Source organism: Bacillus cereus group sp. Bce041 (assembly GCF_052646455.1).
Window position 1 is genome coordinate 163,765 of record NZ_JBQXON010000001.1, and the last position, 26,998, is coordinate 190,762.

The following is a 26,998-nucleotide window of genomic DNA, read 5'->3' on the forward strand; positions in this document are numbered from 1 at the left end:
GATGCTACACCTTCTTCCTTAAACAAGCAATATAAAAGCCATCCGTCGCAAAATAATGCGGTAAAATTTGCACTTGACCTTCATCAATATACGGAGTTAATTTTTCTGGCATACGCTCTTTAAGCGTAGTATCCCATTCAAATTCAGGATGTTCTTGTAAAAATTTCTCTATTACTTGTTCATTTTCTATTTTCTCAATTGTGCACGTACTATAAACAAGACGACCGCCTTGTTTTAATAATGGTGCTATTTTTTCTAGTATTGCAATTTGAATCGTCGATAATCTTTCACTATCGCCTTTATCTTTTCCTAACTTAATATCAGGTTTACGTCTAATTACACCAAATCCAGAACACGGTGCATCTACCAATATTTTATCAAACGTTTCATTTGCAAAGTGCTCTTGCACTTTTCTAGCATCTAGCGCTTTAGTTTCGACATTTTCTAGACCAAGTCGCTCTGCTTGCTGTTTAATTAAACGTACTTTGTGTGCATGTAAATCAAGGGACATGACCTTACCAGTTCCCTTTAATCGTTCCGCGATATGCGTTGTTTTTCCGCCTGGAGCAGCACAACTATCAAGAACTGCATCTCCCGTATTCGGTTCTAAAGCGCGTGCTACAAGCATAGAACTTTCATCTTGAATAGAAAGAAATCCTTTTTTAAACGCTTCTGTATGCGCTACATTTCCTCTTTCAATCTGAATAGCATCATCTGATAAGTCACCACGTTTTGCTTCTATACCTTCACTTGCTAACAACTCAATCGCTTCTTCTACAGTCACCTTATCAACATTCACACGCGCTGTTGGTACAGGGGGTAACATGTTTACTTCGCACATTTTTTCTGCAGTTTCTAAACCGTATTCTGAAGTCCACTCTTGGACAAGCCAAACTGGATGACTTGTTGTAATTGCAAGACGTTCTACTGGATCCTTGATTTCATCTACAGAAGGTACACCTTCTCTCTGAATCGAACGTAATACACCGTTCACCATACCAGCAATTCCTTTATGCCCGCGACGCTTTGCAATCTCAACCGCTTCATGAATAGCCGCTCTTTCTGGCACTCGGTCTAAATAAATCATTTGATATAAAGATAAGCGAAGCAATACTCTTACCCACGCCTCAACCTTCTTTTTTAAAAAAGGCTGTAAATAATAATCTAATGTGTCACGACGTTGAATCGTTCCATATACAATTTCAGTTAATAAACCAATATCTTTTCTATCAATTGCACTTTTTTCAATTAGATTATTTAAAAGTAAGTTGCTATATGCACCACTTTTTTCCACTTGAATTAAACCATCAAGAGCTAATTCACGAACATTTTGTCTCATGCATTTTCTCCTAACTTCGTTCCAATTTCAGGTTTTGTTCCACGTAAAAATTGTGAACAACTCATACGCTTTTTACCAGAAGGTTGCAATTCAGTAATTTTAACACCTGTTTCATTACTCGTTGCTACAACAAAACCATCTTCTTCGATTGCAACAATCGTACCTGCTTCAGCCGGTTCAGTTATAGGCACTTTTTCCCCCCACCATACTTTAACAACTTGTCCTGCTAAAGTTGTATAAGCAACTGGCCATGGATTCAATCCGCGAATGTGATTGTATACTTCTTCACCTGTTTTTGTCCAATCAATTTTCTCTTGCTCACGTTTTATATTGTACGCAAACGTTACTTCTTCTTCGTTTTGTTTAATCGGTTCTAACTTACCTTGAATTAATAAAGGCACTGTTTTAGATAGAAGGTGTGCTCCTGCTTCACTTAATTTATCAAATAATGAGCCTGTCGTTTCACGCTCTTCAATTTCAACTTCCACTTGCGTTAAGATATCACCAGCATCCAATTTTTCTACCATATACATAATTGTAATACCTGTTTTTTCTTTACCTTCCATAATTGCATAATGAATTGGTGCACCACCACGAAGTTCAGGAAGTAAAGAAGCGTGAACATTAATACACCCATACTTTGGTGCTTCTAAAATTTCATTTGGTACAATCTGCCCAAATGCAGCTGTTACAATTAAATCTGGCTCTAATGCCAATACTTTTTCATATTCATCTTTTTCACGAATTTTTAACGGCTGTAACACAGGGATACCATGTTTTTCCGCTTCAACTTTAACAGGTGTAGGTGTTAATACTTTTTTTCTACCTACTGGACGATCAGGTTGCGTCACAACACCTACTACCTCATAGCCATCTTCAATAAGACGACGAAGCACCGGCACTGAAAAGTCCGGTGTTCCCATAAACACTACTTTTATCATTTAAAAACCGCTCCTTTTAACACCTATTCTAGTTCGTTTTCTTCATAATATCTTGTCACTTTCGATGTAAATAAAACACCGTGTAAATGATCAATTTCATGTTGAATTGCACGCGCTAAAAATCCTTCCGCTTCTAATAAGAATACTTTCCCACGGCGATTTTGCGCTCTTACTTTAATATAATCGGCACGTTCTACTTCACCATAAAGTCCCGGGAAGCTTAAACAGCCTTCGGGACCTACTTGTTCACCACGTTTTTCTAATATTGATGGATTGATTAACTCGATTTTCCCAGTATCATCATCGACATCAACAACCGCTACTTGCAAGCTTACACCTACTTGAGGCGCAGCTAAACCGACTCCGTCCGCAATTAACATTGTTTCATGCATATCTTTCAACAATTTCACTAACTTTTTATCAAAGTTAATTACTCTTTCGCATGGTGTTTCTAACACTTCATTTGGATGCTTTATTATTTCTAAAACTGCCATATTTCCCTCCGCTACATTAACATTGTTGGATTAAAATCAATTGAGATTTGTAGCTCTTTTTGCATTTCTGCTTGATAATGTTCATTTACCATTTTGAGCACGTTCTTTAAGTTTGGTTCCCGTTTGTATTTTATCATGCATTGATAACGATATCTATCTTTTATCCTTGGAATCGCTGAAGCAACTGGTCCTAGCACCATTGTTTGCTGTGAGCAATGCGTTCGTAAATACGAGGCAATTTTTTCCGTCACTTGTACCGCTTTTAATAATTCTGGATGAGATACAGTTACGAGTACAACATAGTAATATGGGGGATATTGTCTTGTTCGTCTCATTTGCATTTCTTGGTCAAAAAACACATCATATTGTTGGTTCTTCGCTAACTCTATACTGTAATGTTCTGGCGTATACGTTTGAATCACAACTTCCCCTGGCAATTCATGTCTACCCGCTCGTCCACTTACTTGCGTCAATAACTGATATGTCTTTTCACTCGCCCGAAAATCAGGTAAGTGAAGCATCGTATCTGCAGTTAAAACCCCAACGAGCGTTACTTTCGGAAAATCTAATCCTTTAGCAATCATTTGTGTTCCAAGTAATATATCTGCTTTTTCTTCCCCAAACGCCTTTAATAATTTTTCATGCATTCCTTTTCGACTTGTCGTATCTACATCCATTCGAATGACTCGCGCCTCTGGAAATAGTTTTGTAATTTCTTCTTCTACCTTTTGTGTACCTGTACCAAAGAAACGAATGTATGTACTTTGACAAGCTGGACACTCAGTTGGCATATTCTCTTCGTAACTACAATAATGACATTTTAAACGATGATTCATTTTATGATATGTCAATGAAATATCACAATGCGGACATTGGACAACATACCCACAATCACGGCACATAACAAATGTAGAATGACCTCTTCTATTTAAAAAGAGTACCATTTGTTCTTTCTTTTCTAATCGATCTGCTATTTTTTCATGCAGCGCCTTAGAAAACATTGATCGATTCCCGTCACGAAGTTCTTCTCGCATGTCAACAATCTCTACCGTTGGTAAAGCTTGTTCATTCATACGTTTTTCCATTGTTAATAGTTCATAAACACCTTTTTTCGCCCTTGCAAACGATTCAAGTGTTGGTGTCGCACTACCAAGAACGATAGGACATTTATGATATTGTCCTCTCCAGACAGCTACATCTCTTGCATGATACCTCGGATTATCTTCTTGTTTGTAACTTGATTCATGCTCTTCATCAATAATAATAATCCCTAAATTCTCAAAAGGCGCAAAAACAGCTGAACGCGCACCAACTACAACTTTCACTTCTTTTCTTAAAATCTTACGCCACTCGTCATACTTTTCTCCAACAGACAACGCACTATGAAGAACTGCAACTTGCGAGCCAAACCTACCTTTAAAACGATCCACCATTTGGGGCGTTAGTGCAATTTCAGGAACAAGAACGATAGCTTCTTTTCCTTTCTTGAGCACTGCTGCTATAGATTGTAAATATACTTCTGTCTTTCCACTTCCTGTAACACCATATAGCAAAAATGGATTATAAGTTTCATTTGTAATTGATGATAAAATCGGTGTAATAACTTGTTTTTGTTCCTCCGTAAGTGGAAATGGTTTTGTTTGTTCAAAATCATCATCGTCATACGGATTTCGGTATACTTCCACATACTTTTCTGAAATGAATCCCTTTTTAACAAGTGCTTTTATTGGAGCATCTGTTATTTGTAACTCTTCTGTAATTACTTTCAACGGTGTACTTTTATAATTTTCCACAAAATAATAAAGTACATCTTGTTGTTTTTTACTTTTCAGTTCAAATGCCGCTAATTCCAATTTATCTTCTGGCAACTCCGGCTGAACCACTCTTTGCTTCTTCTTTTGTACTTTATCTTTCACTTGATAAACGACTTCAACCGTACCATTTTTAATTTCTTGTTGAATAGTTCGGTATAAATGTGGCTGTTGCTCGATTACTTCAAAATCAATTGCTTCTTTATCCTGAAATAAATATAGTATTTCAGGTGCTATTTCTTCCTGTTTACAAAGTTGTAGACGTTTTTTATACGTTGCTTTTATCGCAGTTGGAAGCATCACTTGAAAAGCTGAAATCATGTAGCATAACGTTTCACTTGTAAGCCAATATCCAAGCTTTAATAATTCATCATTTAAAACCGGTGTTACATCTAATATTTCATGGATTGTCTTTAACTTCTTACTTTCTACATCCACCGAATCTTTAATCCCAATAATAAAACCTTGCAATTTTCTTGGCCCAAACGGAACTACTACACGCATTCCTGTCTGTACAATATCTTCCCATTTTTTAGGAATAATGTAATCAAATGGTCGATCTGTCTGACGGGCAGGTACATCAACAATTACACTTGCAAATTTCATAAACGATCATCTTCTAACATCATTTCAATTTGCTTCAATATTTCACGAGCTACCTCTTTTTTCATTAAAAGTGGCAACTCAATAACTTTTCCATCTTTTCTATACATTGTTACAATATTCGTATCCGTGCCAAATCCAGCTCCTTGCGCTTTTACATCATTCGCGACAATCATATCTGCATTTTTCTCACGTAGTTTTTTCGTTGCATATTCCTCTACATTTGTCGTTTCAGCAGCAAAACCGATAAGTAACTGTTTATCCTTTTTCTGACCTAACGTTTTTAAAATATCCACCGTTCTTTCAAGTTCAATGACAGCATCACCATTTTGCTTTTTCATTTTATTCTCATGCACATATTTCGGACGATAATCTGCAACTGCTGCTGTTTTAATGACAACGTCTACGTTTTGATAATGTTGAAGAACTGCTTCTAACATATCTTGTGCAGATTCCACTTGCACTGTCGTTACATGTAACGGTGGATTTAATGCTGTCGGTCCTGAAACGAGTATAACATCAGCGCCTAAATTCGCTGCCACTTCCGCAATCGCATACCCCATTTTCCCAGAAGAAAAATTCGTCATAAAACGAACTGGATCAACCTTTTCACGTGTTGGGCCAGCAGTTATTAATATTCTTTTTCCCTGCAATGGTTTGTGTTCTGAGAAAGCTTCCTCTAACCGTGCAATAATTGCTTCAGGTTCTTCTAGTCGTCCCTTCGCTACATATCCACATGCTAAAAAGCCTTCCCCAGGCTCAATAAATGTATATCCTAGCGTTTTCAATGTCATCATATTTTTTTGAACTATTTTATTTTCATACATATGCACATTCATAGCAGGCGCAATCCATACCGGAGCTGTAGTAGCTAACAAAGTAGTTGTAATCATATCATCTGCAATACCACCAGCTAACTTTCCAATACAATTGGCAGTAGCAGGTGCGACAAGTACAACATCCGCCCAATCTGCTAAATCAATATGAGCAATAACAGCTGAGTCTTTCTCATCGAATGTATCCGTATATACATCATGGCGAGAAAGCGCTTGGAATGTAAGAGGCGTAACAAACTTCATTGCCGACTCACTCATCATTACTTTGACAATCGCGCCAGATTGTGTCAATTTACTCGTTAACGCAGCTGCTTTAAAAACCGCAATGCCTCCTGTTACACATAGAAGTATCTTTTTCCCTTTTAGCATATGACTCGTCCTCTTTCTTTTTCAAACTTATAATACTGAAATAGAATTCTCAGCTCGTCAGTACCGATATTTCATTCCTTTCGTAAAAAAATAACAACCTACTTGTAAATAGGTTGTTACCGTTACATAGAAAATTATAAAGTCTATGTTTTATTTTGTCGAAGGCAAAGGCTTATTCAGCTACTTTATCTTCACTTGGTACGTAGCTTAATGCTTCTGCATCGATTTCTTCTAATGCTTTACCTACACATTTATGAGAAACAGGTTTTTCTACAACACAGTTATTAGCAAGTTGCATTTCACGTGCGCGTTTTGCAGCCACTGTTACTAAAGTGTACTTAGAATCGATTTTTTGTAGTAATGAGTCAATTGATGGATTTAACATAATTATAGACCCTCCGTCATTTCTTTATAATATTTTGCTACCCTTTCGCGGCGGCAATGTTCGCCAACCACAATTGCTTTAATTCTATCACAAGCTAATTCAACTTGATCGTTTTCTACTACATAGTCGTAAGCGTCCATCATCTCGATTTCTTCTTTCGCTACAGTTAAACGATTTTCAATAACATCTTCAGTCTCTGTACCACGTCCGACAATACGGCTCTTTAGTTCAGATAAACTTGGAGGTGCTAAGAAAATAAATACACCTTCTGGGAAAGCTTTCTTAACTTGAATTGCTCCTTGCACTTCAATTTCTAAGAATACATCTTTTCCTTCTTGTAATGTTTTTTCAACATAGTCAATCGGTGTTCCGTAATAATTACCTACGAACTCAGCCCACTCAAGTAATTTTTCATTACGAATCATTTCCTCGAATTCTTCTCTTTCTTTAAAGAAATAATCCACACCATCTACTTCACCTTCACGCGGCTTACGTGTCGTTACTGAAATAGAGTACTGAAAACGTGTATCCTCATGGCTAAACAGCTCTTTACGAACCGTCCCTTTTCCAACCCCAGAAGGCCCTGAAAGAACGATGAGCAATCCTCTTCTACTTCTCATAAATATGTAAAACCTACCCTTCCTCACTTAAATCTTCTTTATTATTCAAACGATGTGCAATCGTCTCTGGTTGAATTGGACTTAATACAACATGCCCATCATCCATAACAATAACCGCCCTTGTTTTTCTCCCATACGTAGCATCAAGCAAAGCATTATGTTCACGTGCTTCTTGTACTGTTCGTTTAATAGGAGCTGACTCCGGACTTACAATAGCAATAATTCGATGAGCAGATACAATATTTCCGTATCCAATATTTAAAAACCGCATGGCCATAGTTTGCGCCTCCTAGTAAGTCTATCCGATTTCTCCACCACGTATAACTTTATATATTTTTTGAAAGCTACTCAATATTTTGTACTTGTTCACGAATTTTTTCAAGGTTATTTTTCATTTCTACAACATATTTTGAAATTGTTAAGTCATTTGCTTTAGAACCAATCGTATTAATTTCTCTATGCATCTCTTGCACGATGAAATCCATTTTCCTTCCAACAGGCTCTTCAATCTGCAATGTTTCACGAAATTGCTCTAAATGACTTTGCAAACGAACTAACTCTTCATGAATATCACAACGCTCTGCAAAAATTGCGACTTCTGTTAGCAATCTTTGTTCATCTAGATCTTGATTATGTAATTCTTTTAAGCGATTTTCTAATCGTTCACGATATTTTTGTGTAACAATTGGTGCATGTGGAATAATCGCATTTACACAATTGCTAATCTCTTGTAAACGATACTCTATATCTTTATGTAATCGTTCTCCTTCGCCATCTCTCATCGTTTTCAACATATGAGCAGCTTGACGAACAGCCTCATATAAACTGTTCTCAAAATGTTCATTTACATTTTCTATTTCTTCAATTGCTGTTACTTCTGGCATTGCCATTAATTGTTCGAGTGTAATAGAATCTTGTAATTGAAATTTCCCTTTTATATCTTCCATCATCGATTGGTACTGCTCAAGAAGTGACCAATTCACACTTAATTTTCTTTCAACAAGTCCTTCACCTGCTATACTAATAGACACTTCGATGCGTCCACGTCGAACTTGCTGTGCAATTATTTTACGAATTTTGTCCTCAAATACCATCATTTGCTTAGGAAGTCGAATACTCATCTCTAAAAAACGGTGGTTCACCGATTTCATTTCTACTGTAATTTGAAAAGTATCACTTTCTACTTTCGATCTTCCAAACCCTGTCATACTAGAAATCATTTTTATCACATCCAAGCCATAAAATAACTCAATGAAAAAGGTAATAGAGACAAGGCTCTACTACCTTCTGTAAATTATATCACATTTTCATAACATTGACTATTTCAAGTTTAATCCCTTCTTATATAACATCGGCTTTTTCTTCTTAGCCTTTTTCTCTGTTAATAAAGAACCTACTAGTAGGAAAGTCGGAATTGATGACAAACCTCCAATTAATAACCAATCTCTTGCTTGTATCGGCATTGTGCTAAAGATCGGTTGTAACGGTGGATAATATATAACCACTAGCATAAGTAGTAACGAAATAATAACCGCCCCTACTAAATACACGTTCCCAAATGGATTACGGTGAAAGACAGAATGCTCACTACGACAATCAAATACATGAATAAGCTGTGCAAGTACCAACGTCGCGAACGCTACAGTTTGTGCATATTTCAGTTCATTTGGATGTTGGTTATACGCAATAATAAACGCCACTAACGTCACTGCTCCAATTAAAAACCCTCGACTTATTATTTTCCACGCAAGCCCTCTAGCGAATACCCCTTCTTTCGGGTGACGCGGTGTTCTCTTCATCACATCTCCTTCAGCCTTATCCAAACCTAATGCCATCGCTGGTAAACCATCAGTAACTAAGTTCACCCATAAAATTTGAATAGGAACCATCGGCAGTGGTAATGCAAGTAACATCGCAAATAACATAACTAAAATTTCTCCAACATTTGACGCCAATAAGTAGCGAATGAACTTACGTATGTTCTCGTATATATTTCTTCCTTCTTTAATCGCTGACTTAATTGTAGCAAAATTATCATCTAGTAAAACAAGTGAAGAGGCTTCTTTTGCAACATCTGTCCCTGTAATCCCCATCGCTATCCCAATATCCGCTGTTTTTATAGCTGGAGCATCGTTCACTCCATCACCTGTCATCGCTACTATATGTCCTTGATTTTGCAATGCTTTAACAATTTTCAATTTATGCTCAGGTGATACACGAGCGAATACATACGTATCTTCTACAACATTTTCTAATTCCTCCACATCCATATTCGCGAGTTCTACTCCTTCAACAACGCGTCCATCTGGTGGTAAAACTCCTAATTGTTCAGCAATCGCCATTGCTGTCACTTTATGATCACCTGTAATCATTACTGTTCGAATACCAGCTTCTTTACACTCTTTTACCGCCTGCGCGACTTCTGGCCTTGGCGGGTCAATCATACCTTGTATTCCAACCAACATAAAATCTTTTTCAACGTCTCTTTCATGTTCAATAGAATCCGTTACTTTTAAAGGTTTAAACGCAACTGCAATTGTTCGAAGCGCTTGACTACCTAAGCTATGAATAGCCGCCTGTACTTCTTTTCTATATAGCTCACTTAACGGCTGCTGCTTATCCCCCCATAAGATTGTTTGACTCAGTTGCAAAAGAACATCCGGTGCTCCTTTCGTAACAATAAACTTTTTCCCCTCTCGATCTCGTACAATAACACTCATCATTTTTCGAGTTGAATCAAAGGGAAATTCACGAATAATTTCAAATTTCCCTTTCAATGCCTCACGTGTTATCCCAGCTTTCATTGCCGCAGCTACAAGCGCTCCCTCTGTTGGATCCCCATCTAATACGTACGCCTTTTTCTTTTGAATAATATTTGCATTGTTACATAGTGAACCAAATGTAAGTAGCTGATAAAGTGATTTTGTCTTAGCTGGATTCACTTCTTTTTCACCTTTCATAAAAGAGCCATTAGGTTCATATCCTTGCCCTGTCACTTTCCACAATTCTCCGCCTGACCACATATGTGTTACCATCATTTTGTTTTGTGTCATTGTTCCCGTTTTATCAGAGCATATAACAGAAGCGCAGCCTAACGTTTCTACGGCCGGTAACTTCCTTACAATTGCTCTCTTTTTTATCATACGCTGTACACCAAGTGATAAAGCTACTGTAACAATTGCTGGCAATCCTTCTGGAATAGCCGCAACAGCTAGCGATACGCCAGCTAAAAACATATGATATACTTCATTCCCTTGATACACACCAGCCAATACAACGAGCGCTGTCAAAATAAGAGCTACAATAATTAATATTTTTCCGAGCTGTTCTAACCTTCTTTGCAGTGGCGTTTCCATTTGCTCTGCATTTTGCAACATATTTGCAATTTGCCCCATCGCTGTATTCATACCAGTTGCTACAACGACTCCTGTACCAGATCCTCGCGTAATCATTGTCCCCATAAAAGCCATATTTTTTTGATCCCCAATTGCAACATCTTGCCCTTGCAGTGCTTCTACCTTCTTTTGTACAGGTACGGACTCCCCTGTCAAAGCAGACTCTTCAATATATAAACTTGATGCCTCAACAAGACGCACATCAGCCCCAATACGATCACCACTGGAAAACTTAATAATATCACCTAAAACAAGTGCTTTAGATGGTGCTTTTACCCACTTTCCATTCCGCATTACAGTAACTTGCGGGGCAGCTAGTTCCTTTAAAGCTTCCAATGATTTTTCAGCTTTTCTTTCTTGAAAAAAGCCGAGAATACCATTGATAATAACAATGGCAACAATAGCAATAGAATCAATGTATTCACCTAAAAACGCAGAAACAATTGTTGCTCCAAACAAAACGAGTACCATGAAATCTTTAAACTGTGCTAAAAATACCATTAGTGCAGAAGGCCTTTTTGCTTCTTCTAATTCATTAGTACCAAATTTCTTTACTCGCCCTTCTGCTTCTTTCTCTGTAAGTCCAACCTTTACATTCGTATTCGTTCTTTCTTCCACTTCATGTGCTCGCATTCCATACCAGTTCATCCTGCTATCGACCTCCTGATTCCAGACATACTCTATTGAAAGCTTATTCAGCCTCGTCCAAAAAAATGCTATAATTAACATTTAGTTAGAAAGGAGTGTTCATTTATGGCATTCGATGGATTATTTACAAGAGCGATTACACATGAAATTGAAAATTCTCTTTACACAGGAAGAATTTCCAAAATATATCAACCTTCAAAATACGAGATTTTATTACATATTCGAGCGAATGGAAAGAACCAAAAACTAATTCTTTCATCTCATCCTACATATGCGCGTATGCACTTAACGAATCAAAACTACGATTCGCCAGCAATACCGCCGATGTTCTGTATGCTTCTTCGCAAACATTTAGAAGGTGGATTTATTGAAAAAATTGAACAAATCGACTTAGAACGCATTATTCAAATTACAGTTCGCAGTCGTAATGAAATCGGAGACGAATCATTAAAAACATTAGTAATTGAAATAATGGGACGACATAGTAACATTATCTTATTAGATACGAAAACAAACGTGATTTTAGATAGCTTAAAACACGTTTCATTAGCCGTAAACCGTCACCGAACTGTATATGCTGGTGCTGAGTACGTCGCGCCACCAGCCCAACATAAAATCAATCCTCTGCAAATTGAAACCGCAGATGATTTTATTAGACCGCTAGACTTTCTATCTGGAAATATGGATAAACAACTCGTCGGTGCTTTCATGGGAATATCCCCATTATTTGCAAAAGAAGTAGTAAAGAAAGCCGGTATGGTAAACGAGAAAGCATTATCAGAAGCATTTTTCTCTATACAAACACCATTACTATCTCATGCATATACACCTACAATGATTACTGCAAATGGAAAAGAATTCTTTTATCTTTTCCCTCTTACACACTTGCAAGGAGAAGAAAAAACATTCTCATCAGTGAGCGAATTGTTAGATCGTTTCTTCTTTGGCAAAGCAGAACGTGATCGTGTAAAACAACAAGCTCATGATTTAGAACGCTTTATGCAAAACGAAAAAAATAAAAACGAGAAAAAACTCATTAAACTCGAAAAAACACTGCAAGATGCTGGAAAAGCAGATAAATATCAACTATTTGGAGAGCTACTTACAGCCAATATGTACGCTTTAAAAAAGGGCGATAAAGATATTGAGGTCGTTAATTATTACGATGAGGATGGTGGAACTGTAAAAATCACATTAGATCCTTTAAAAACACCATCTGAAAATGCACAACGCTATTTCCAAAAGTATCAAAAAGCAAAAAATTCGGTTGCTGTTGTAGAAGAACAAATCGAAAAAACAAATGAAGAAATTCTTTATTTTGATAGCTTACTTCAACAAATGGAAGCTGCTTCTTCAAAAGACATTGAAGAAATTCGTGAGGAATTAGCTGAAGAAGGTTATGTGCGCAATCGCAAAACGAAAAACGCAAAGAAAAAGCCTACTAAACCAGTATTAGATAAATATGTAGCAAGTGATGGCACAGAGATTTTCGTTGGTAAAAACAATAAACAAAATGATTATTTAACAACGAAGTTTGCCCGCCGTGATGAAATTTGGTTACATACGAAAGATATACCTGGCTCTCACGTTGTCATTCGTTCTTTAGAGCCTGCTGAAGAAACTTTACTAGAAGCCGCCAAAATTGCTGCCTATTACAGTAAAGCGAAAGAGTCTAGCTCTGTACCTGTTGATTTCACCAAAATACGCCATGTCAAAAAACCGAGTGGTGCAAAACTTGGTTTTGTTACGTACGACAATCAGCAAACCGTATATGTAACACCAGATGCTGATATTGTAATGAAATTAAAAGCATAAATAAAAAAATGCGTTGCTTGTATGCAGCGCATTTTTTATATGTTTTCAATTTCGTTGCTATATCCATTCAATATTGTCAAAAAAATTGACAGTATCATTTCACATTTGTATAAAATTTTTTACAGCATGTAAATAAAGTACAAGTGTAACTCCAATCATTTTTCCCCATCCCCCTGCTATTCATTGAAGCAATCTAGATTTTATGAACAAACCGTCTCCCACAAATTACGGGCTATTTTTTTATCTCCCCTAAAATATATGTTGTCCCTACTATCCTTTCTTCAAATATACATTTTGGCACGCTATTTGCTTTATTCAATACTATGAATAGGAGGAATTAACATGACTTTAAAAATTAATAAAATCCAAAATCAACTACAAAACTATGAAATTGAGGGGTTACTTATTACAAAAAAAGAAAACCGCCAATATGCAACAGGCTTTACAGGTAGTGCTGGCGTCGTCTTACTCTCTGCCGATCAAGCTGTTTTCATCACTGATTTCCGCTATGTAGATCAAGCGAAATCACAAATAAAAGATGCTGAAATTATTATGCATAAAGGAAATTTAGAAAAAGAAATTGCACATCAAGTATCGAAATTAAACATTCAAAAACTTGGAATTGAAGAAAACAACATGACATTGCAACAATATAAAAACTTGCAAAAATACGTACAGGCGGAAATGATTCAAGTGTGCGAAATTATCGAAAATATTCGTATCATTAAAGACACGCCTGAAATAGAAACAATGAAAATTGCAGCTAATATCGCGGACGAAGCATTTCATCACATTCTTACGTTTCTAAAACCAGGAATAAGTGAAAATGCTGTACGAGATGAATTAGAATTTTTCATGCGAAAAAAAGGTGCTACATCTTCATCATTTCAAATTATTGTAGCTTCTGGTGTTCGTTCTTCTCTTCCACATGGAGTTGCATCAAATAAAATAATTGAACGAGGCGACATCGTTACATTAGACTTTGGTGCACTTTACGACGGATATTGTTCCGATATAACACGTACCGTAGCAATAGGGGAACCATCGGAAGAATTCAAAAAAATATACAATGTTGTACGAGAAGCGTTAAAACGTGGGACTGAAGTGATTAAGCCTGGAGAAACTGCGAAAAGTATCGATGATGTAACAAGAAACTACATTACAGATTGTGGATATGGTCAATATTTTGGTCATTCTACTGGTCATGGTCTTGGCTTAGAAATACATGAACCTCTTCGCTTATCCCAAGAAAGTAAAGCTACATTAAAAGAAGGTATGGTTGTTACAGTTGAACCGGGCATTTACATACCGAACTGGGGCGGTTGTAGAATTGAAGATGATATCGTCATTACAAAAGACGGATATGAAGTTATTACAAAATCAAATAGAGAACTAATTGTAATCCCTTGTTAAAATCATGGCCTTTTTAAAAGGAGTTTTTTTCTACACATAGAATTCCTTCTCTGGAGTGTTCATTTAAAGAGGGGGAATTTAAATTGAATTTTGTAATTGATAAAATAGATGGTTTACAAGTTGAGTTTTCAAAACTTGTTTCCATGATGAATTACGCTCGTTATACAACAATGCAAGCAGTGGAAAGTTTAACAATTGAAGAACTTGATTATTTATATGATAAAGAAGCCAATTCAATTGGCATGCTGTTATATCACATGGCTGCTATTGAATTTTACTACCAAATCCATACCTTTGAGGATCGTGAACCGACGGAAGCTGAATTAGAACATTGGTTGCCAGCTATTGAGTTAGGGAATCTTGGACGAGAAAAAATAAAAGGAAACTCTTTAGAATTTTACATTAATACATTACAAGAAGTACGCTCTAAAACAATTGAAACATTTGAATCTTTACCTGATGAATGGCTATTTAAAACGACAGACTTTTGGTATGACAAACCAGCTAACAACTACTTTAAATGGTTTCACGTATTTGAAGATGAAATCAATCATCGCGGACAAATTCGCTTAATTAGGAAGATGCAAAAAGCTCATGCAGTAAAATAAGAAAGTGCCACCAGATAAGGTGGCACTTTCTTTTATTCATTTTTTAGGATTAACTGTATTGTAACATCCATTTATCGTTCTCATCATTACAGTACATGAAATTTTACTTTTTTCTTTTTCCTATACTCACATACTTTCACTGCTTTCATACAATAAACTACACGAATGCCTAAAGGATGTGAATGTTATGGGAGTTGAATTAACGCTATTACACGCTCTCTACATTATTTGTTTACTCACTATTATTACCTTTTTTATTCTCCGGAAAGATACGACTATCATTTGTATCGTTTTTATCTTTTTATTAGCATTAACTGCAACAAGTTCTATCCCTCTTGCCATTAGCGGGATTTTTCAAAGTTTCATTTACGCCATTACTGAGCTATTACCAACTATATTAATCATCTCCATTATCGTATCAATGAGCAATTTACTCGTTCATACTGGCATAAATGATACGATGATTTCACCATTTACAAAAATGATTCGTACACCTACACTCGCCTACTGGATTATCGGCCTTTTAATGATGACCATTTCTTTCTTCTTTTGGCCTTCTCCAGCTGTCGCCTTAATGGGAGCTATTTTATTACCGGTTGCTGTACGTGTCGGCCTTCCTCCAATTGGGGTTGCAATTGCTATGAACTTATTTGGACACGGCATCGCCTTATCTGGAGACTTCGTTATTCAAGGTGCACCGAAATTAACTGCAGACGCGGCTGGTCTCCCTGTTTCCAGCGTCGTATCTGCAAGTGTTCCACTCGTTATCGTTATGGGCGTTGTGACAACTTCCGTCGCTTTTTTCTTCTTACGAAAAGAGTTTCATACAGGCTTAGCTATACAAGAATCTATTCTATCAACTGAGTCTTCTAAAACGCTCACTTCATTATCTCCTCGCACAAAGAAATGGCTCGCTATTTGTATCCCTATCGTATATATCATTGATATCCTTTGCATGATTCAATTTAAACTACAAGGAAGCGACGCAACTGCACTTATCGGCGGAACAACTGTTATTATGATTATCATCATTTCTCTCATCGCCTACAAAGGTAATGGACTGAATAAAACAACCGATTATTTCATAGAAGGGCTCCAATTTGGCTTTAAAATTTTCGGACCAGTTATTCCTATCGCTGCACTCTTTTATTTAGGAGATAGTGGCTTTGTGAAAATTATCGGAGACTATTTACCGAAAGGTTCACACGGAATCATTAACGACTTAGGCATCGCTTTATCTCAAACTGTTCCTTTAAATCAATATGTATCGGCAGGGACATTAACCATCGTGGGTGTCATTACCGGCTTAGATGGATCAGGTTTTTCAGGTATATCACTTGCTGGTTCCATTGCCAATCTTTTTGGAACAGCACTTGGCCATGGAACAGCTACATTAACAGCACTCGGGCAAATTGCAGCTATATGGACCGGGGGCGGGACGTTAATTCCTTGGGCACTTATTCCTGCTGCTGCGATTTGTAAAGTCGATCCATTTGAACTTGCACGCCGAAACTTTTTACCGGTTGTTATCGGTTTAATTGTCACCACGATCGTTGCGATGTTTATCCTATAACGTAAGCAAGTGTTCTCTTGCTTACGTTTTTTGCTTGTAAAATTCATCATGAATTATCAGTTTTCAAGAGGGATTCGTTATTACTCAGCGAAATTATATTAGGAGAGTAATTATTTCAAAACGTTTACGAGAAACAGATTACTGCAATTAGAAAAGGGGACATACCTATGAATGAATTGATTTTCGTCTTATTAATTTGTCCATTATTTATCTTTATCGTATCTGTTATTGGAACACGCAAAACGAAAACGTATTACGTAATGCCGATTGTAACGTTTGCTAGTTTTTTAATAATAGGTGTTATCGCCTTTACTCCAAAATTTTTCTTTTGGGTCGGCATGTATAGCATTTTCTCATTTATTGTTTCTTATGTGACTCTATTGTTTGTAAAAAGATATAAGCTTGCAGAAAGCACTAAGTAGTTAAGGAGATTGTAATATGATTTTCTTTGATATTGATGGAACTTTACTTGAATTTTTAACAATAATATAAAAAAACGACCGCGTTCCCCCGCAGTCGTTTTTTTCGTGTTACGCTGTGATCCAAGCTTCGTTTGCTGGATTTTTACGCCACTCTTGTAATTTTTTCGTTTCAGCTTGTCCAATCATACCTTTTTCTGCTGCAACTTCAGTTAATGCACTGTAATCACTTAAAGAATATGATGCTACGTTAGCTGCTTCTAGTTTTTCTTTTCCTGCTTCTAACTCATATGTGAAGATTGATACGATTCCTAATACTTCACATCCAGCTTCGCGAAGTGCTTCTACACATGTAATTGCACTACCGCCAGTTGAAATTAAGTCTTCTACTACTACGACTTTTTGACCTTTTTCAGCTTTTCCTTCGATTTGGTTCCCTTTACCGTGACCTTTTGCTTTACTACGTACGTAGCACATTGGTAAATCCATACGATCGCTTACCCATGCAGCGTGCGCAATACCAGCAGTTGCTGTTCCTGCAATAATTTCTACAGTTGGGAAGTGCTCTTTAATTAACTCTTCTAATCCAGCTGCAATCGCTTGACGTACTTTTGGATAAGATAAAGTTAAACGGTTATCACAATAAATTGGTGATTTCATACCTGAAGACCAAGTGAATGGATCATTCGGTTGTAAAAATACTGCTCCAATTTCTAATAAATGCGATGCGATTTCTTTTTTCATACTGTTACACCTTCCCACTGTTGTTTTACTGTTTTATACGCTTCAAGCGGATTTTCTGCTTTTGTAATACTACGTCCAACTACGATGTAGCTTGAGCCAAGTTCCCTCGCACGTTTCGGTGTTGCTACGCGCACTTGGTCATTTACATCATCGCTTGCAAGACGAATCCCCGGTGTTACTGTTACAAATTCATTTCCGCATACTTCACGTAATTTTGGAACTTCAAGTGTTGAACAAACAACGCCATCAAGTCCACTTTCTTTCGTTAATTTTGCATAATGAGCAACCGCTTCTTCTAACGTTTTCTCAATGCCGATCTCTTTTTTCATCATAGCTTCCGAAGTGCTTGTTAGTTGTGTAACTGCAATACAAATCGGTCTCTCTTTTCCTTCTTGCTTACCTTCCTCTAATCCCTCAATCGCAGCTTTCATCATGCTGCTTCCCCCAGCAGCATGAACATTTACCATATCAACATCTAGACTAGCTAGGCTACGCATAGCGCTTTTTACTGTATTCGGAATATCATGAAGTTTTAAATCTAAGAATATCTTATGTCCCTTTTCTTTTAAGTACGTAATAATCGCAGGGCCTTCTTTGTAAAATAACTCCATACCTACTTTGACAAATAACTCTTCCCCTTCAAAGTGGTGTAAGAATTGTTCTACTTCTTGTTTCCCTGGAAAATCTAGTGCAACGATTAACGACTGTGACATGTTTGCTTCCAGCTCCTTCCTTGACATTCCGAAATGTGATCAAATCCTAATTCATCTAATAATGCTGGTAACTCTTCAATAATTGTCGGACATACGAACGGATCGATAAAGTTCGCTGTACCTACTGCAACTGCGCTTGCGCCAGCATAGAAGAATTCAATTACATCTTCAGCTGTTTCAATACCACCCATTCCGATAATTGGAATGTTAACCGCTTGGCTTACTTCATGTACCATGCGAATTGCTACTGGCTTAATCGCAGGACCTGATAATCCGCCTGTACGGTTTGCTAAAATTGGTTTAGCTGTTTTTAAATCTAGACGCATACCAAGCAATGTATTAATCATCGTTAAACCATCTGCACCTGCATTTTCAATCGCTTTTGCAATTTCTACTATGTTTGCCACGTTCGGTGACAATTTCACGTATACAGGTACTTCAGAAACCTCTTTTACTCGCTTCGTTAAATCAGCAGCAATTTCAGGATTTGTACCAAAGGCGATACCACCTGTTTTTACGTTCGGACAAGAAATGTTTAATTCTAGTGCATGGACATTAGGCGCTTTAGAAATTTCCTTCGCAACCGCTACGTAATCCTCAGCTTGTGAGCCTGCAACGTTTGCAATAATTGGAAGGTCAAATTGTTCTAACCATGGTAATTCCGAATTCATTACTTTGTCTAATCCCGGGTTTTGAAGTCCGATTGCATTTAGCATGCCCCCTGGTGTTTCAGCAACACGAGGCGTTGGATTTCCATAACGTGGTTGTTCTGTCGTTGCTTTAATCATGATTGATCCTAGTACACTTAAATCGTAAAACTGTGCATATTCACGACCAAACCCAAAGCATCCAGATGCCGGTATAATTGGATTTTTTAATGATAATCCTGGTAATTCAACTTGCAATCTGTTCATAGTACAACCTCCCCGATTGGAAATACTGGTCCGTCGCTACACACCTTCTTGTAAGAATGTCCACTTGGATCTTCTTGTAAGTGGCATACACATGCGAAACAAGCTCCAATACCACAGCCCATACGTTCTTCTAATGAAATATAGGCTTTTTTCTCTTTGTAACGTCCTTCTAGTGCACGAAGCATCGCTAGCGGACCACATGAATAAAGAATATCAAAGTCAATTCCGTAATTATCAATTACATCTGTGACAAATCCTTTTGTACCGTGTGTACCGTCTACTGTCGCAACGTACGTATCACCAAGTTCTGCAAATTTTTCTTCATAGAAAACTACATCTTTCGTTTGAAAGCCTAAGATGTGAATAACACGTACACCTTTTGCAACGAGGCGCTGTGATAATTCATAAAGTGGTGGTACACCAATTCCCCCACCTACTAGTAAAGCTGTTTGACCAGCTTCTGCTTCTTCTACAGGAAAACCGTGTCCTAATGGTCCTAGTACATCTACCATTTCACCTTGTTTTCTAGTTGCTAATGTTTTTGTCCCTTGTCCTTCGGCACGATATAGCATTGTAAATTCGTTCTTCTCTTGATCTACATTACAAATACTAATTGGGCGGCGCAGAAGGGGCGCAATGCCCTCTGCTACCTTAATGTGTACAAACTGCCCTGGTTCGTTCATTTGCTGTACTAACGTTCCTTGAAGCACTAATTCGTAAATATTTTTTGCGATTTCTTTTTGGTTAACGACGATCATATTTTGCTTTTGCATCATGCATGTACCACCTCGTGACGCTTTGTTTGCGTAATTTCTTTCATTGAATGAGCTGAGAATGTCATAGATTCTAATACTCGTAAGATTGCTCTTGTTGTATCAAGTGATGTTAAGCAAGCCACACCATTTTCTACTGATTCACGGCGAATGCGGAAACCATCACGCGCTGGTTGTTTACCTTTTGTTAATGTGTTAATTACAAACTGTGCTTTTCCTTGACGGATAATATCTAGTAAGTTGTAGTCTTCAGAATCAATTTTGTTTACAACTTGTACTGGGATATTTTGCTCTTCTAATGATTGTGCTGTTCCAGCTGTTGCTAATAAGTTATAGCCGATTTCGTGGAAACGTTTTGCAATTTCCATCGCCTCTTCTTTATCTTTATCCGCTACAGTAATGATTACTGAGCCGTGCGTTGGGATGTTAATTCCAGAAGCAACTAATCCTTTATATAATGCTTTTTCAAGCGTTAAGTCTTTACCCATTACTTCCCCTGTTGATTTCATTTCAGGTCCTAATGTTGTATCAACTGAGCGTAGTTTCGCGAATGAGAATACCGGAGCTTTTACATATACTTCTTTCTCTTCTGGGTGATAGCCAGTTCCGTATCCTTGCTCTACTAGGTCTTGCCCTAAAATAACTTTCGTTGCAACATTCGCCATCGGTACGCCTGTAATTTTACTTAAGAACGGTACTGTACGGCTTGCACGTGGATTTACTTCAATTACGTACACTTGATCTTTGAATACTACAAACTGGATATTTAGTAATCCAACAATGTTTAATCCTTTTCCAAGTGCAATTGTATGTTCAATGATTTGTTCTTTTAGTTTTTCAGATAAACTTTGTGGTGGATATACTCCAATTGAGTCACCAGAGTGAACTCCAGCGCGTTCAATATGTTCCATAATACCTGGAATAAATACATTCTCACCATCGGAAATTGCATCTACTTCAATTTCTTTACCAACCATGTAACGGTCGATTAATACTGGGTGATCTGCATGAACTTTAACTGCATTTTTCATGTAGTGCAGTAGTTCTTCTTGACGATATACGATTTCCATCGCACGTCCACCTAGTACGTAAGATGGTCTTACTAATACTGGGTAACCAATTTCTTCTGCGATTGCTACCGCTTGTTCTACAGTCGTTGCTGTTTTACCAACTGGTTGCGGGATGCCAAGTTTTGTTAAAGCAGCTTCGAATTTATCACGATCTTCTGCACGGTCTAAGTCTTCAAGTGATGTTCCTAAAATTTTCACACCGTGTTCTTCTAGTTTCGCTGCTAAGTTAATTGCCGTTTGTCCACCGAACTGAACGATAACACCTTCTGGTTTTTCTAAATCGATAATATGCATTACATCTTCAATCGTTAATGGTTCAAAGTATAATTTGTCAGAAATACTGAAGTCTGTTGAAACTGTTTCTGGGTTGTTGTTAATGATAATTGCTTCATATCCAGCTTCTTTAATTGCCCATACTGAGTGAACTGTTGCGTAATCAAACTCAACACCTTGACCAATACGGATCGGACCAGATCCTAGAACTACTACACTCTTACGATCTGTTACAATCGATTCATTTTCGTCCGCATATGTGCTGTAGTAATATGGCGTTGCAGATTCAAACTCTGCCGCACAAGTATCTACCATTTTGAATACTGGCATCATATTATTTTCTTTACGCATATCGTAAATTTCGCGCTCCGTTTTGTTCCAAGCTGCTGCAATGTAGTGATCGCTGAAGCCCATTTCTTTTGCAGTTTGTAGTACTTCCATATTTCCTACATTCGCTTTTACTTCACGTTCCATATTTACGATGTTTTCAACTTTTTGTAAGAAGAAGAAGTCCATTTCACACCATTCATTGATTTCTTCTTTCGTTACACCTTGGCGAATTGCTTCTGCTACAATAAACAGTCGTTCATCATCCGCTTTAATGATACGTTTTTTCATCGTTTCTTTATCAAGTTCTTTTAAGTGGTCTAATTCTAAGTGATAAATGCCAAGCTCTAAAGAACGAACTGCTTTTAGTAATGATTCTTCTAAGTTACGTCCGATTGACATAACTTCACCAGTTGCTTTCATTTGTGTTCCAAGCGTTCTGTTCGCTGATTCAAACTTATCAAACGGCCAACGTGGAATTTTTGAAACAACATAGTCTAACGCTGGCTCGAAGCAAGCGTAAGTTTTTTGTGTTACTGGGTTTACGATTTCATCTAACGTTAAGCCGACTGCAATTTTTGCTGCTAATTTCGCAATTGGATATCCAGTTGCTTTAGATGCTAGTGCAGATGAACGACTTACACGTGGATTTACTTCGATTACATAGTATTGGAAGCTATATGGATCTAGTGCAAGCTGAACGTTACATCCACCTTCAATTCCTAGTGCACGAATAATTCGTAATGACGTGTTACGTAACATTTGGTATTCACGGTCGCTTAGCGTTTGGCTCGGTGCTACAACGATTGAATCACCTGTATGAACACCAACTGGATCGATATTTTCCATGTTACACACTACAATCGCGTTATCATTTGAATCACGCATTACTTCGTATTCAATTTCTTTACAGCCAGCAATACTTTTCTCTAATAAACATTGTGTTACTGGGCTATGTTTTAAACCACTTGTTACGATTTCAATTAGCTCTTCTTCGTTATGACAAATTCCGCCGCCCGTTCCTCCTAATGTGAACGCTGGTCGAACGATTACTGGGTAACCAATTTCGTTTACAAATCCATATGCTTCATCAAGGTTATGAATAATTTCACTTGGTGGTGTTGGTTCATTTAAATCTTGCATTAATGTACGGAATAAATCACGATCTTCCGCTTGCTCGATTGCTGATAATTTTGTTCCTAAAATTTCAACTCCGCACTCGTCAAGTACGCCTGATTTTGCAAGTTCAACAGCCATGTTTAAACCTGTTTGACCACCTAATGTTGGTAGGATTGCATCAGGACGTTCTTTACGAATAATACGGCTTACGAATTCTAATGTTAATGGCTCGATGTATACTTTATCTGCTGTTGCAGTATCCGTCATAATTGTTGCTGGGTTAGAGTTAACAAGGATTACTTTGTAACCTTCCTCTTTAAGAGATTGACAAGCTTGTGTACCAGAGTAGTCAAACTCCGCTGCTTGCCCAATTACAATTGGTCCTGATCCGATTACTAAAATTGTGTTAATGTCTAGGCGTTTTGGCATAACTCTTCCCCTTCTTTCTTGAAGTTTTCAATCATTGTTAAGAAATCTTCGAATAAATCATTTGCATCTTCTGGTCCCGCTGAAGCTTCTGGATGGTATTGTACTGTAAATGCCGGGAACTTCTTATGACGAAGACCTTCTACCGTTCCATCGTTTAAAGCAACATGTGTAATTTCAAGATCTGTATTTTCAACTGTTTCTTCTTCTACTGCGTATCCGTGGTTTTGAGATGTAATTGCTACTTTTCCAGTTGCAAGATTTTTTACTGGATGGTTTAAACCACGGTGACCAAATTTCAACTTACTTGTATTTGCACCTGATGCTAGAGCGAACAATTGATGTCCTAGGCAAATTCCGAATAAAGGAACTTTACCGATAATGTCTTTTAACATTTCAATTGCTTCTGGTACATCTTTCGGATCTCCAGGTCCATTACTTAACATAATTCCATCTGGGCTAAGGCGTAAAATTTCTTCCGCTGTTGTGTTGTAAGGAACTACAATTACATCACAGTCACGCTTATTTAATTCTCGTAAAATACCATGTTTCATACCGAAGTCTACTAGTACAACTCGGTGACCACGACCTGGGCTTGGGTATGGATCTTTCGTTGATACGCGTTTTACATGATCTGTAAATACTGTCGCTTTTAATTGGCTTACAATGTACTCTACATCTGCATCCATGTTACAAAGGCGTCCACGTAATGTACCGTATTGACGAATTTTTCTCGTTAATTTTCTCGTATCAATCCCTGCTAATCCTGGGATATTTCTTTCTTTCAAGTAATCATTTAACGAAATTTCATTACGGAAGTTTGATGGGTGATCACAAATTTCGTTTACGATTAAACCATTTACAGATGGGTGAATGGATTCAAAATCGTCACGGTTAATGCCGTAGTTTCCGATTAATGGGTACGTGAATGTTACGATTTGACCGCAATATGATGGATCAGATAATGTTTCTTGATATCCAGTCATTCCTGTTGTAAATACAACCTCACCTGACTTTTCGATTTCGCCTCCGAAACCTGTTCCAATTAATACTGTTCCATCTTCTAAGATAAGTTGTCTTTTCATACTAATGCACTCTCCTTTTGCCATGCGATCTTACCACCAACGATTGTCATTACCGGCCATCCTTGGCATTTCCAACCTGCGAATGGTGTATTTTTTCCTTTTGATAAGAATGTTGTTGGGTCAATCTCTTCTTCTTGTTCTAAATCAATGATTGTAATATCAGCTTCTCTACCTTCTTTTAGGCGACCTGCTTCTAAGCCGAATGTATCAGCTGGCTTTTCTGTTAAGAATTGAATTAACTGTTCTAGCGTAATAACTCCCTTTTTCACAAGGTTTGTGTATAGAAGCGGGAATGCTGTTTCAAAACCAGTAATTCCAAACGGTGCTCTTTCAATTCCTTGTGCTTTCTCTTCCGCTGTATGCGGTGCATGGTCAGTTGCGATCATATCGATCGTTCCATCTAATAAACCTTCAATTAATGCTGCATGGTCTTCTTTTCCACGAAGCGGTGGGTTCATTTTAAAGTTAGGATCAGCTGATGGGATATCATCTTCACATAACACTAGGTGATGCGGTGTTACTTCTGCTGTTACTTTAATTCCAGCGCGTTTCGCATCACGGATTACACGTACAGAACCTTTCGTACTTACATGACATACGTGATAGTGGCAATCTGCTGCTTCAGCAAGCAGTATATCCCTTGCAATATGTACAGATTCACATACTGATGGGATACCGTTTAATCCGTGTTTCTCAGAAAACTTCCCTTCATGTACACAACCTTTATTAATAAGCGTATTCTCTTCACAGTGCGCAACTACTGCCATATCTAATTTTGCTGCACGTTTCATAGCCGCTAACATCATGCTCGCATCTTGTACGCCTACGCCGTCATCTGTGAAAGCAAATGCTCCAAGTTCTTTTAATGTTTCGAAATCTGTCATTTCAGAACCAGCTTGACGTACTGTAATTGCTCCGTATGGTAGTACGTTAACATGAGCTTTTTCTTCAATACGTTTTTGCAAGTCTTCCATATGTTCTCTGCAATCTGGTACCGGGCGTGTATTTGGCATTGCGCAAATTGTAGTGAATCCACCTTTTGCCGCTGCTAGTGTACCTGTTTCAATTGTTTCTTTATGTTCACCACCTGGTTCACGAAGATGTACGTGTACATCTACTAATCCAGGTGCGATTAACTTTCCGTTCACATCGATTACTTCAGCATTATCTGCCGTAATATTTTCTGCTACCTTAGCGATTTTACCGTCTTGTACGAGAAGATCCGTTGCTACGATTTTTCCTTCTTCATTCATATAACGACCATTTTTAAACAAATAATTCATGTTTCATTCCTCCTAATACATTTGGTAAGGCGCGTTTTAGTACAGCCATTCTTACGTAAACTCCATTTTCCATTTGTTTAAATATACGTGAACGCTCACACTCAACAAGTTCACTTGCAATTTCAACATCACGGTTTACAGGAGCTGGATGCATAATAATGCTTCCTTCTTTCATACGCTTTTCTCTTTCTACTGTTAATCCGTGTTTCTCATGATATTCTTTCATAATGTCTGTTTCATAATGATCATGACGCTCATGTTGTACACGGAGTAACATCATTACATCAACTTCTGGAACAAGTTCATCTAATGGTTTGTATGTTCCAAATGTGTTGTCTTCATCTTTCCACTCTTCTGGACTTGCAAAGTAAATTGTTGCACCAAGCTTCGTTAATGCTTCTGCATTAGAACGTGCTACTCGGCTATGACGAACATCTCCTACTATTGCAATCTTCAAACCTTCAAATCTTCCAAACTCTTGTTTAATTGTAAGAAGGTCCAGTAGGCACTGTGTTGGGTGGTTTCCGCATCCATCTCCAGCATTTAAGATTGGAATATTCACCTGATCTTTTAGTTCATCGAAGTAGCGATCTTGCTCGTGGCGGATGACCACTGCTTTTGTTCCGATTGATTCTAGTGTTCTTATCGTATCGTATAGAGTTTCTCCTTTTTGTACGCTAGATGCATCAGCTGAAAAGTTTAAAACATCAAGTCCTAATCTCTTCTCAGCAACTTCAAAGCTAAATCTCGTTCTCGTACTATTCTCAAAGAACAAGTTCGCAACAAAAGTTTGCTCTGTCGTTTTGCTCTCTTTTCCATTCGCAAAATCTTCTGCATCTTTTAGGATTTCTGAAATTTCTACTTCCGATAATTCACTCATCGTTAACAAATGGCTCATCGTCATCCCTCATCTTTCTGATTTTTATGTTACCACTTTTGAATTTTTATAACAACCTTTGCATAAAAATACCCTAATCGTGTGAGACTAGGGTGCAAGAAAGA

Annotated in this window: 23 protein-coding genes; 5 read left to right on the plus strand and 18 right to left on the minus strand. The window is 37.6% G+C overall.

The genetic code is table 11. The annotated features are described in order from the left end of the window. Nucleotides 1-4 precede the first annotated feature (4 nt). From rsmB to ACUN13_RS00805, 10 genes are all read right to left on the minus strand, one after another. Complete coding sequence (rsmB, locus tag ACUN13_RS00760) at nucleotides 5-1,339, minus strand: 16S rRNA (cytosine(967)-C(5))-methyltransferase RsmB (protein WP_001249666.1); 1,335 nt, start codon at nucleotides 1,337-1,339, stop codon at nucleotides 5-7. After that, nucleotides 1,336-2,280 carry a methionyl-tRNA formyltransferase gene (gene fmt, locus ACUN13_RS00765; protein WP_000598804.1) on the minus strand — a complete coding sequence of 315 codons (945 nt, stop codon included), beginning with the start codon at nucleotides 2,278-2,280 and terminating at the stop codon, nucleotides 1,336-1,338. The genes rsmB and fmt overlap by 4 nt, the downstream gene beginning before the upstream one ends. 23 nt (nucleotides 2,281-2,303) lie before the next feature. Continuing rightward, nucleotides 2,304-2,774 carry a peptide deformylase gene (gene def / locus ACUN13_RS00770; RefSeq protein ID WP_000279455.1) on the minus strand — a complete coding sequence of 157 codons (471 nt, stop codon included), beginning with the start codon at nucleotides 2,772-2,774 and terminating at the stop codon, nucleotides 2,304-2,306. 11 nt (nucleotides 2,775-2,785) lie between these two features. Beyond that, nucleotides 2,786-5,191 (minus strand): primosomal protein N', encoded by a 2,406-nt coding sequence (gene priA, locus ACUN13_RS00775; RefSeq protein ID WP_000666720.1) that lies wholly within the window; start codon nucleotides 5,189-5,191, stop codon nucleotides 2,786-2,788. After that, nucleotides 5,188-6,393: a bifunctional phosphopantothenoylcysteine decarboxylase/phosphopantothenate--cysteine ligase CoaBC gene (gene coaBC, locus ACUN13_RS00780; RefSeq protein WP_000911750.1), complete on the minus strand. Its 1,206-nt coding sequence runs from the start codon at nucleotides 6,391-6,393 to the stop codon at nucleotides 5,188-5,190. The genes priA and coaBC overlap by 4 nt, the downstream gene beginning before the upstream one ends. Before the next feature lie 172 nt (nucleotides 6,394-6,565). Then, nucleotides 6,566-6,778 carry a DNA-directed RNA polymerase subunit omega gene (gene rpoZ / locus ACUN13_RS00785; protein ID WP_000933960.1) on the minus strand — a complete coding sequence of 71 codons (213 nt, stop codon included), beginning with the start codon at nucleotides 6,776-6,778 and terminating at the stop codon, nucleotides 6,566-6,568. Nucleotides 6,779-6,780: 2 nt separating this feature from the next. Then, nucleotides 6,781-7,398 (minus strand): guanylate kinase, encoded by a 618-nt coding sequence (gene gmk, locus ACUN13_RS00790; RefSeq protein WP_001257741.1) that lies wholly within the window; start codon nucleotides 7,396-7,398, stop codon nucleotides 6,781-6,783. Nucleotides 7,399-7,411: 13 nt separating this feature from the next. Continuing rightward, nucleotides 7,412-7,675 (minus strand): extracellular matrix/biofilm regulator RemA, encoded by a 264-nt coding sequence (remA, locus tag ACUN13_RS00795; protein WP_001251456.1) that lies wholly within the window; start codon nucleotides 7,673-7,675, stop codon nucleotides 7,412-7,414. A 67-nt stretch (nucleotides 7,676-7,742) separates the two neighbouring features. Continuing rightward, nucleotides 7,743-8,618 carry a YicC/YloC family endoribonuclease gene (locus tag ACUN13_RS00800; protein ID WP_409531679.1) on the minus strand — a complete coding sequence of 292 codons (876 nt, stop codon included), beginning with the start codon at nucleotides 8,616-8,618 and terminating at the stop codon, nucleotides 7,743-7,745. Nucleotides 8,619-8,717: 99 nt separating this feature from the next. Next, entirely contained in the window at nucleotides 8,718-11,441 is a 2,724-nt protein-coding gene (locus tag ACUN13_RS00805) for a calcium-translocating P-type ATPase, SERCA-type (RefSeq protein WP_445423638.1), read from the minus strand. A gap of 105 nt (nucleotides 11,442-11,546) precedes the next feature. Between ACUN13_RS00805 and ACUN13_RS00810 the strand changes: the two genes are divergently transcribed. The 5 genes from ACUN13_RS00810 (at nucleotide 11,547) to ACUN13_RS00830 (ending at nucleotide 17,272) form a co-directional block, all read left to right on the plus strand. After that, nucleotides 11,547-13,256, plus strand: a complete 1,710-nt coding sequence (locus ACUN13_RS00810; protein WP_000863284.1) for an Rqc2 family fibronectin-binding protein — start codon at nucleotides 11,547-11,549, stop codon at nucleotides 13,254-13,256. Between the two features lie 342 nt (nucleotides 13,257-13,598). Next, a complete protein-coding gene (locus ACUN13_RS00815) occupies nucleotides 13,599-14,669 on the plus strand; it encodes a M24 family metallopeptidase (RefSeq protein ID WP_409531677.1) in 1,071 nt (356 codons plus the stop codon). An 83-nt stretch (nucleotides 14,670-14,752) separates the two neighbouring features. After that, nucleotides 14,753-15,277, plus strand: a complete 525-nt coding sequence (locus tag ACUN13_RS00820; RefSeq protein ID WP_409531676.1) for a DinB family protein — start codon at nucleotides 14,753-14,755, stop codon at nucleotides 15,275-15,277. A 187-nt stretch (nucleotides 15,278-15,464) separates the two neighbouring features. Beyond that, nucleotides 15,465-16,850: a membrane protein gene (locus tag ACUN13_RS00825; protein ID WP_000537875.1), complete on the plus strand. Its 1,386-nt coding sequence runs from the start codon at nucleotides 15,465-15,467 to the stop codon at nucleotides 16,848-16,850. 167 nt (nucleotides 16,851-17,017) lie between these two features. Next, nucleotides 17,018-17,272, plus strand: coding sequence for a YbeF family protein (locus ACUN13_RS00830; protein ID WP_001003919.1), 255 nt, complete (start codon nucleotides 17,018-17,020; stop codon nucleotides 17,270-17,272). A gap of 108 nt (nucleotides 17,273-17,380) precedes the next feature. On the opposite strand, the gene pyrE is transcribed toward ACUN13_RS00830, so the two are convergent. Genes pyrE through pyrB form a run of 8 tightly spaced genes read right to left on the minus strand, consistent with a single transcriptional unit; the run spans nucleotide 17,381 to nucleotide 26,894 of the window. Further along, nucleotides 17,381-18,013 (minus strand): orotate phosphoribosyltransferase, encoded by a 633-nt coding sequence (gene pyrE, locus ACUN13_RS00835; protein ID WP_000711440.1) that lies wholly within the window; start codon nucleotides 18,011-18,013, stop codon nucleotides 17,381-17,383. Further along, nucleotides 18,010-18,726 (minus strand): orotidine-5'-phosphate decarboxylase, encoded by a 717-nt coding sequence (pyrF, locus tag ACUN13_RS00840; RefSeq protein WP_000083510.1) that lies wholly within the window; start codon nucleotides 18,724-18,726, stop codon nucleotides 18,010-18,012. The genes pyrE and pyrF overlap by 4 nt, the downstream gene beginning before the upstream one ends. Beyond that, nucleotides 18,711-19,640, minus strand: a complete 930-nt coding sequence (gene pyrD / locus ACUN13_RS00845) for a dihydroorotate oxidase B catalytic subunit (protein ID WP_001081049.1) — start codon at nucleotides 19,638-19,640, stop codon at nucleotides 18,711-18,713. Before pyrD ends, pyrF begins: the two co-directional genes overlap by 16 nt. Then, complete coding sequence (pyrK, locus tag ACUN13_RS00850; RefSeq protein WP_000983359.1) at nucleotides 19,637-20,416, minus strand: dihydroorotate oxidase B electron transfer subunit; 780 nt, start codon at nucleotides 20,414-20,416, stop codon at nucleotides 19,637-19,639. The genes pyrD and pyrK overlap by 4 nt, the downstream gene beginning before the upstream one ends. Further along, on the minus strand, nucleotides 20,413-23,631 hold the full coding sequence (gene carB, locus ACUN13_RS00855; RefSeq protein WP_001126101.1) for a carbamoyl-phosphate synthase large subunit: 3,219 nt from the start codon (nucleotides 23,629-23,631) through the stop codon (nucleotides 20,413-20,415). Before carB ends, pyrK begins: the two co-directional genes overlap by 4 nt. Beyond that, on the minus strand, nucleotides 23,616-24,713 hold the full coding sequence (locus ACUN13_RS00860) for a carbamoyl phosphate synthase small subunit (protein ID WP_409531675.1): 1,098 nt from the start codon (nucleotides 24,711-24,713) through the stop codon (nucleotides 23,616-23,618). The genes carB and ACUN13_RS00860 overlap by 16 nt, the downstream gene beginning before the upstream one ends. Continuing rightward, nucleotides 24,710-25,996: a dihydroorotase gene (gene pyrC, locus ACUN13_RS00865; protein ID WP_001108368.1), complete on the minus strand. Its 1,287-nt coding sequence runs from the start codon at nucleotides 25,994-25,996 to the stop codon at nucleotides 24,710-24,712. Before pyrC ends, ACUN13_RS00860 begins: the two co-directional genes overlap by 4 nt. Then, nucleotides 25,980-26,894, minus strand: a complete 915-nt coding sequence (pyrB, locus tag ACUN13_RS00870) for an aspartate carbamoyltransferase (RefSeq protein WP_000018849.1) — start codon at nucleotides 26,892-26,894, stop codon at nucleotides 25,980-25,982. Before pyrB ends, pyrC begins: the two co-directional genes overlap by 17 nt. Nucleotides 26,895-26,998: the final 104 nt, after the last annotated feature.

Coding starts and splice junctions, on each gene's coding strand:
- rsmB (WP_001249666.1), bottom strand. CDS start 1,339: ATGAGACAAAATGTTCGTGAATTAGCTCTTGATGGTTTAATTCAAGTG.
- fmt (WP_000598804.1), bottom strand. CDS start 2,280: ATGATAAAAGTAGTGTTTATGGGAACACCGGACTTTTCAGTGCCGGTG.
- def (WP_000279455.1), bottom strand. CDS start 2,774: ATGGCAGTTTTAGAAATAATAAAGCATCCAAATGAAGTGTTAGAAACA.
- priA (WP_000666720.1), bottom strand. CDS start 5,191: ATGAAATTTGCAAGTGTAATTGTTGATGTACCTGCCCGTCAGACAGAT.
- coaBC (WP_000911750.1), bottom strand. CDS start 6,393: ATGCTAAAAGGGAAAAAGATACTTCTATGTGTAACAGGAGGCATTGCG.
- rpoZ (WP_000933960.1), bottom strand. CDS start 6,778: ATGTTAAATCCATCAATTGACTCATTACTACAAAAAATCGATTCTAAG.
- gmk (WP_001257741.1), bottom strand. CDS start 7,398: ATGAGAAGTAGAAGAGGATTGCTCATCGTTCTTTCAGGGCCTTCTGGG.
- remA (WP_001251456.1), bottom strand. CDS start 7,675: ATGGCCATGCGGTTTTTAAATATTGGATACGGAAATATTGTATCTGCT.
- ACUN13_RS00800 (WP_409531679.1), bottom strand. CDS start 8,618: ATGATTTCTAGTATGACAGGGTTTGGAAGATCGAAAGTAGAAAGTGAT.
- ACUN13_RS00805 (WP_445423638.1), bottom strand. CDS start 11,441: ATGAACTGGTATGGAATGCGAGCACATGAAGTGGAAGAAAGAACGAAT.
- ACUN13_RS00810 (WP_000863284.1), top strand. CDS start 11,547: ATGGCATTCGATGGATTATTTACAAGAGCGATTACACATGAAATTGAA.
- ACUN13_RS00815 (WP_409531677.1), top strand. CDS start 13,599: ATGACTTTAAAAATTAATAAAATCCAAAATCAACTACAAAACTATGAA.
- ACUN13_RS00825 (WP_000537875.1), top strand. CDS start 15,465: ATGGGAGTTGAATTAACGCTATTACACGCTCTCTACATTATTTGTTTA.
- ACUN13_RS00830 (WP_001003919.1), top strand. CDS start 17,018: ATGAATGAATTGATTTTCGTCTTATTAATTTGTCCATTATTTATCTTT.
- pyrE (WP_000711440.1), bottom strand. CDS start 18,013: ATGAAAAAAGAAATCGCATCGCATTTATTAGAAATTGGAGCAGTATTT.
- pyrF (WP_000083510.1), bottom strand. CDS start 18,726: ATGTCACAGTCGTTAATCGTTGCACTAGATTTTCCAGGGAAACAAGAA.
- pyrD (WP_001081049.1), bottom strand. CDS start 19,640: ATGAACAGATTGCAAGTTGAATTACCAGGATTATCATTAAAAAATCCA.
- pyrK (WP_000983359.1), bottom strand. CDS start 20,416: ATGATGCAAAAGCAAAATATGATCGTCGTTAACCAAAAAGAAATCGCA.
- carB (WP_001126101.1), bottom strand. CDS start 23,631: ATGCCAAAACGCCTAGACATTAACACAATTTTAGTAATCGGATCAGGA.
- ACUN13_RS00860 (WP_409531675.1), bottom strand. CDS start 24,713: ATGAAAAGACAACTTATCTTAGAAGATGGAACAGTATTAATTGGAACA.
- pyrC (WP_001108368.1), bottom strand. CDS start 25,996: ATGAATTATTTGTTTAAAAATGGTCGTTATATGAATGAAGAAGGAAAA.
- pyrB (WP_000018849.1), bottom strand. CDS start 26,894: ATGAGCCATTTGTTAACGATGAGTGAATTATCGGAAGTAGAAATTTCA.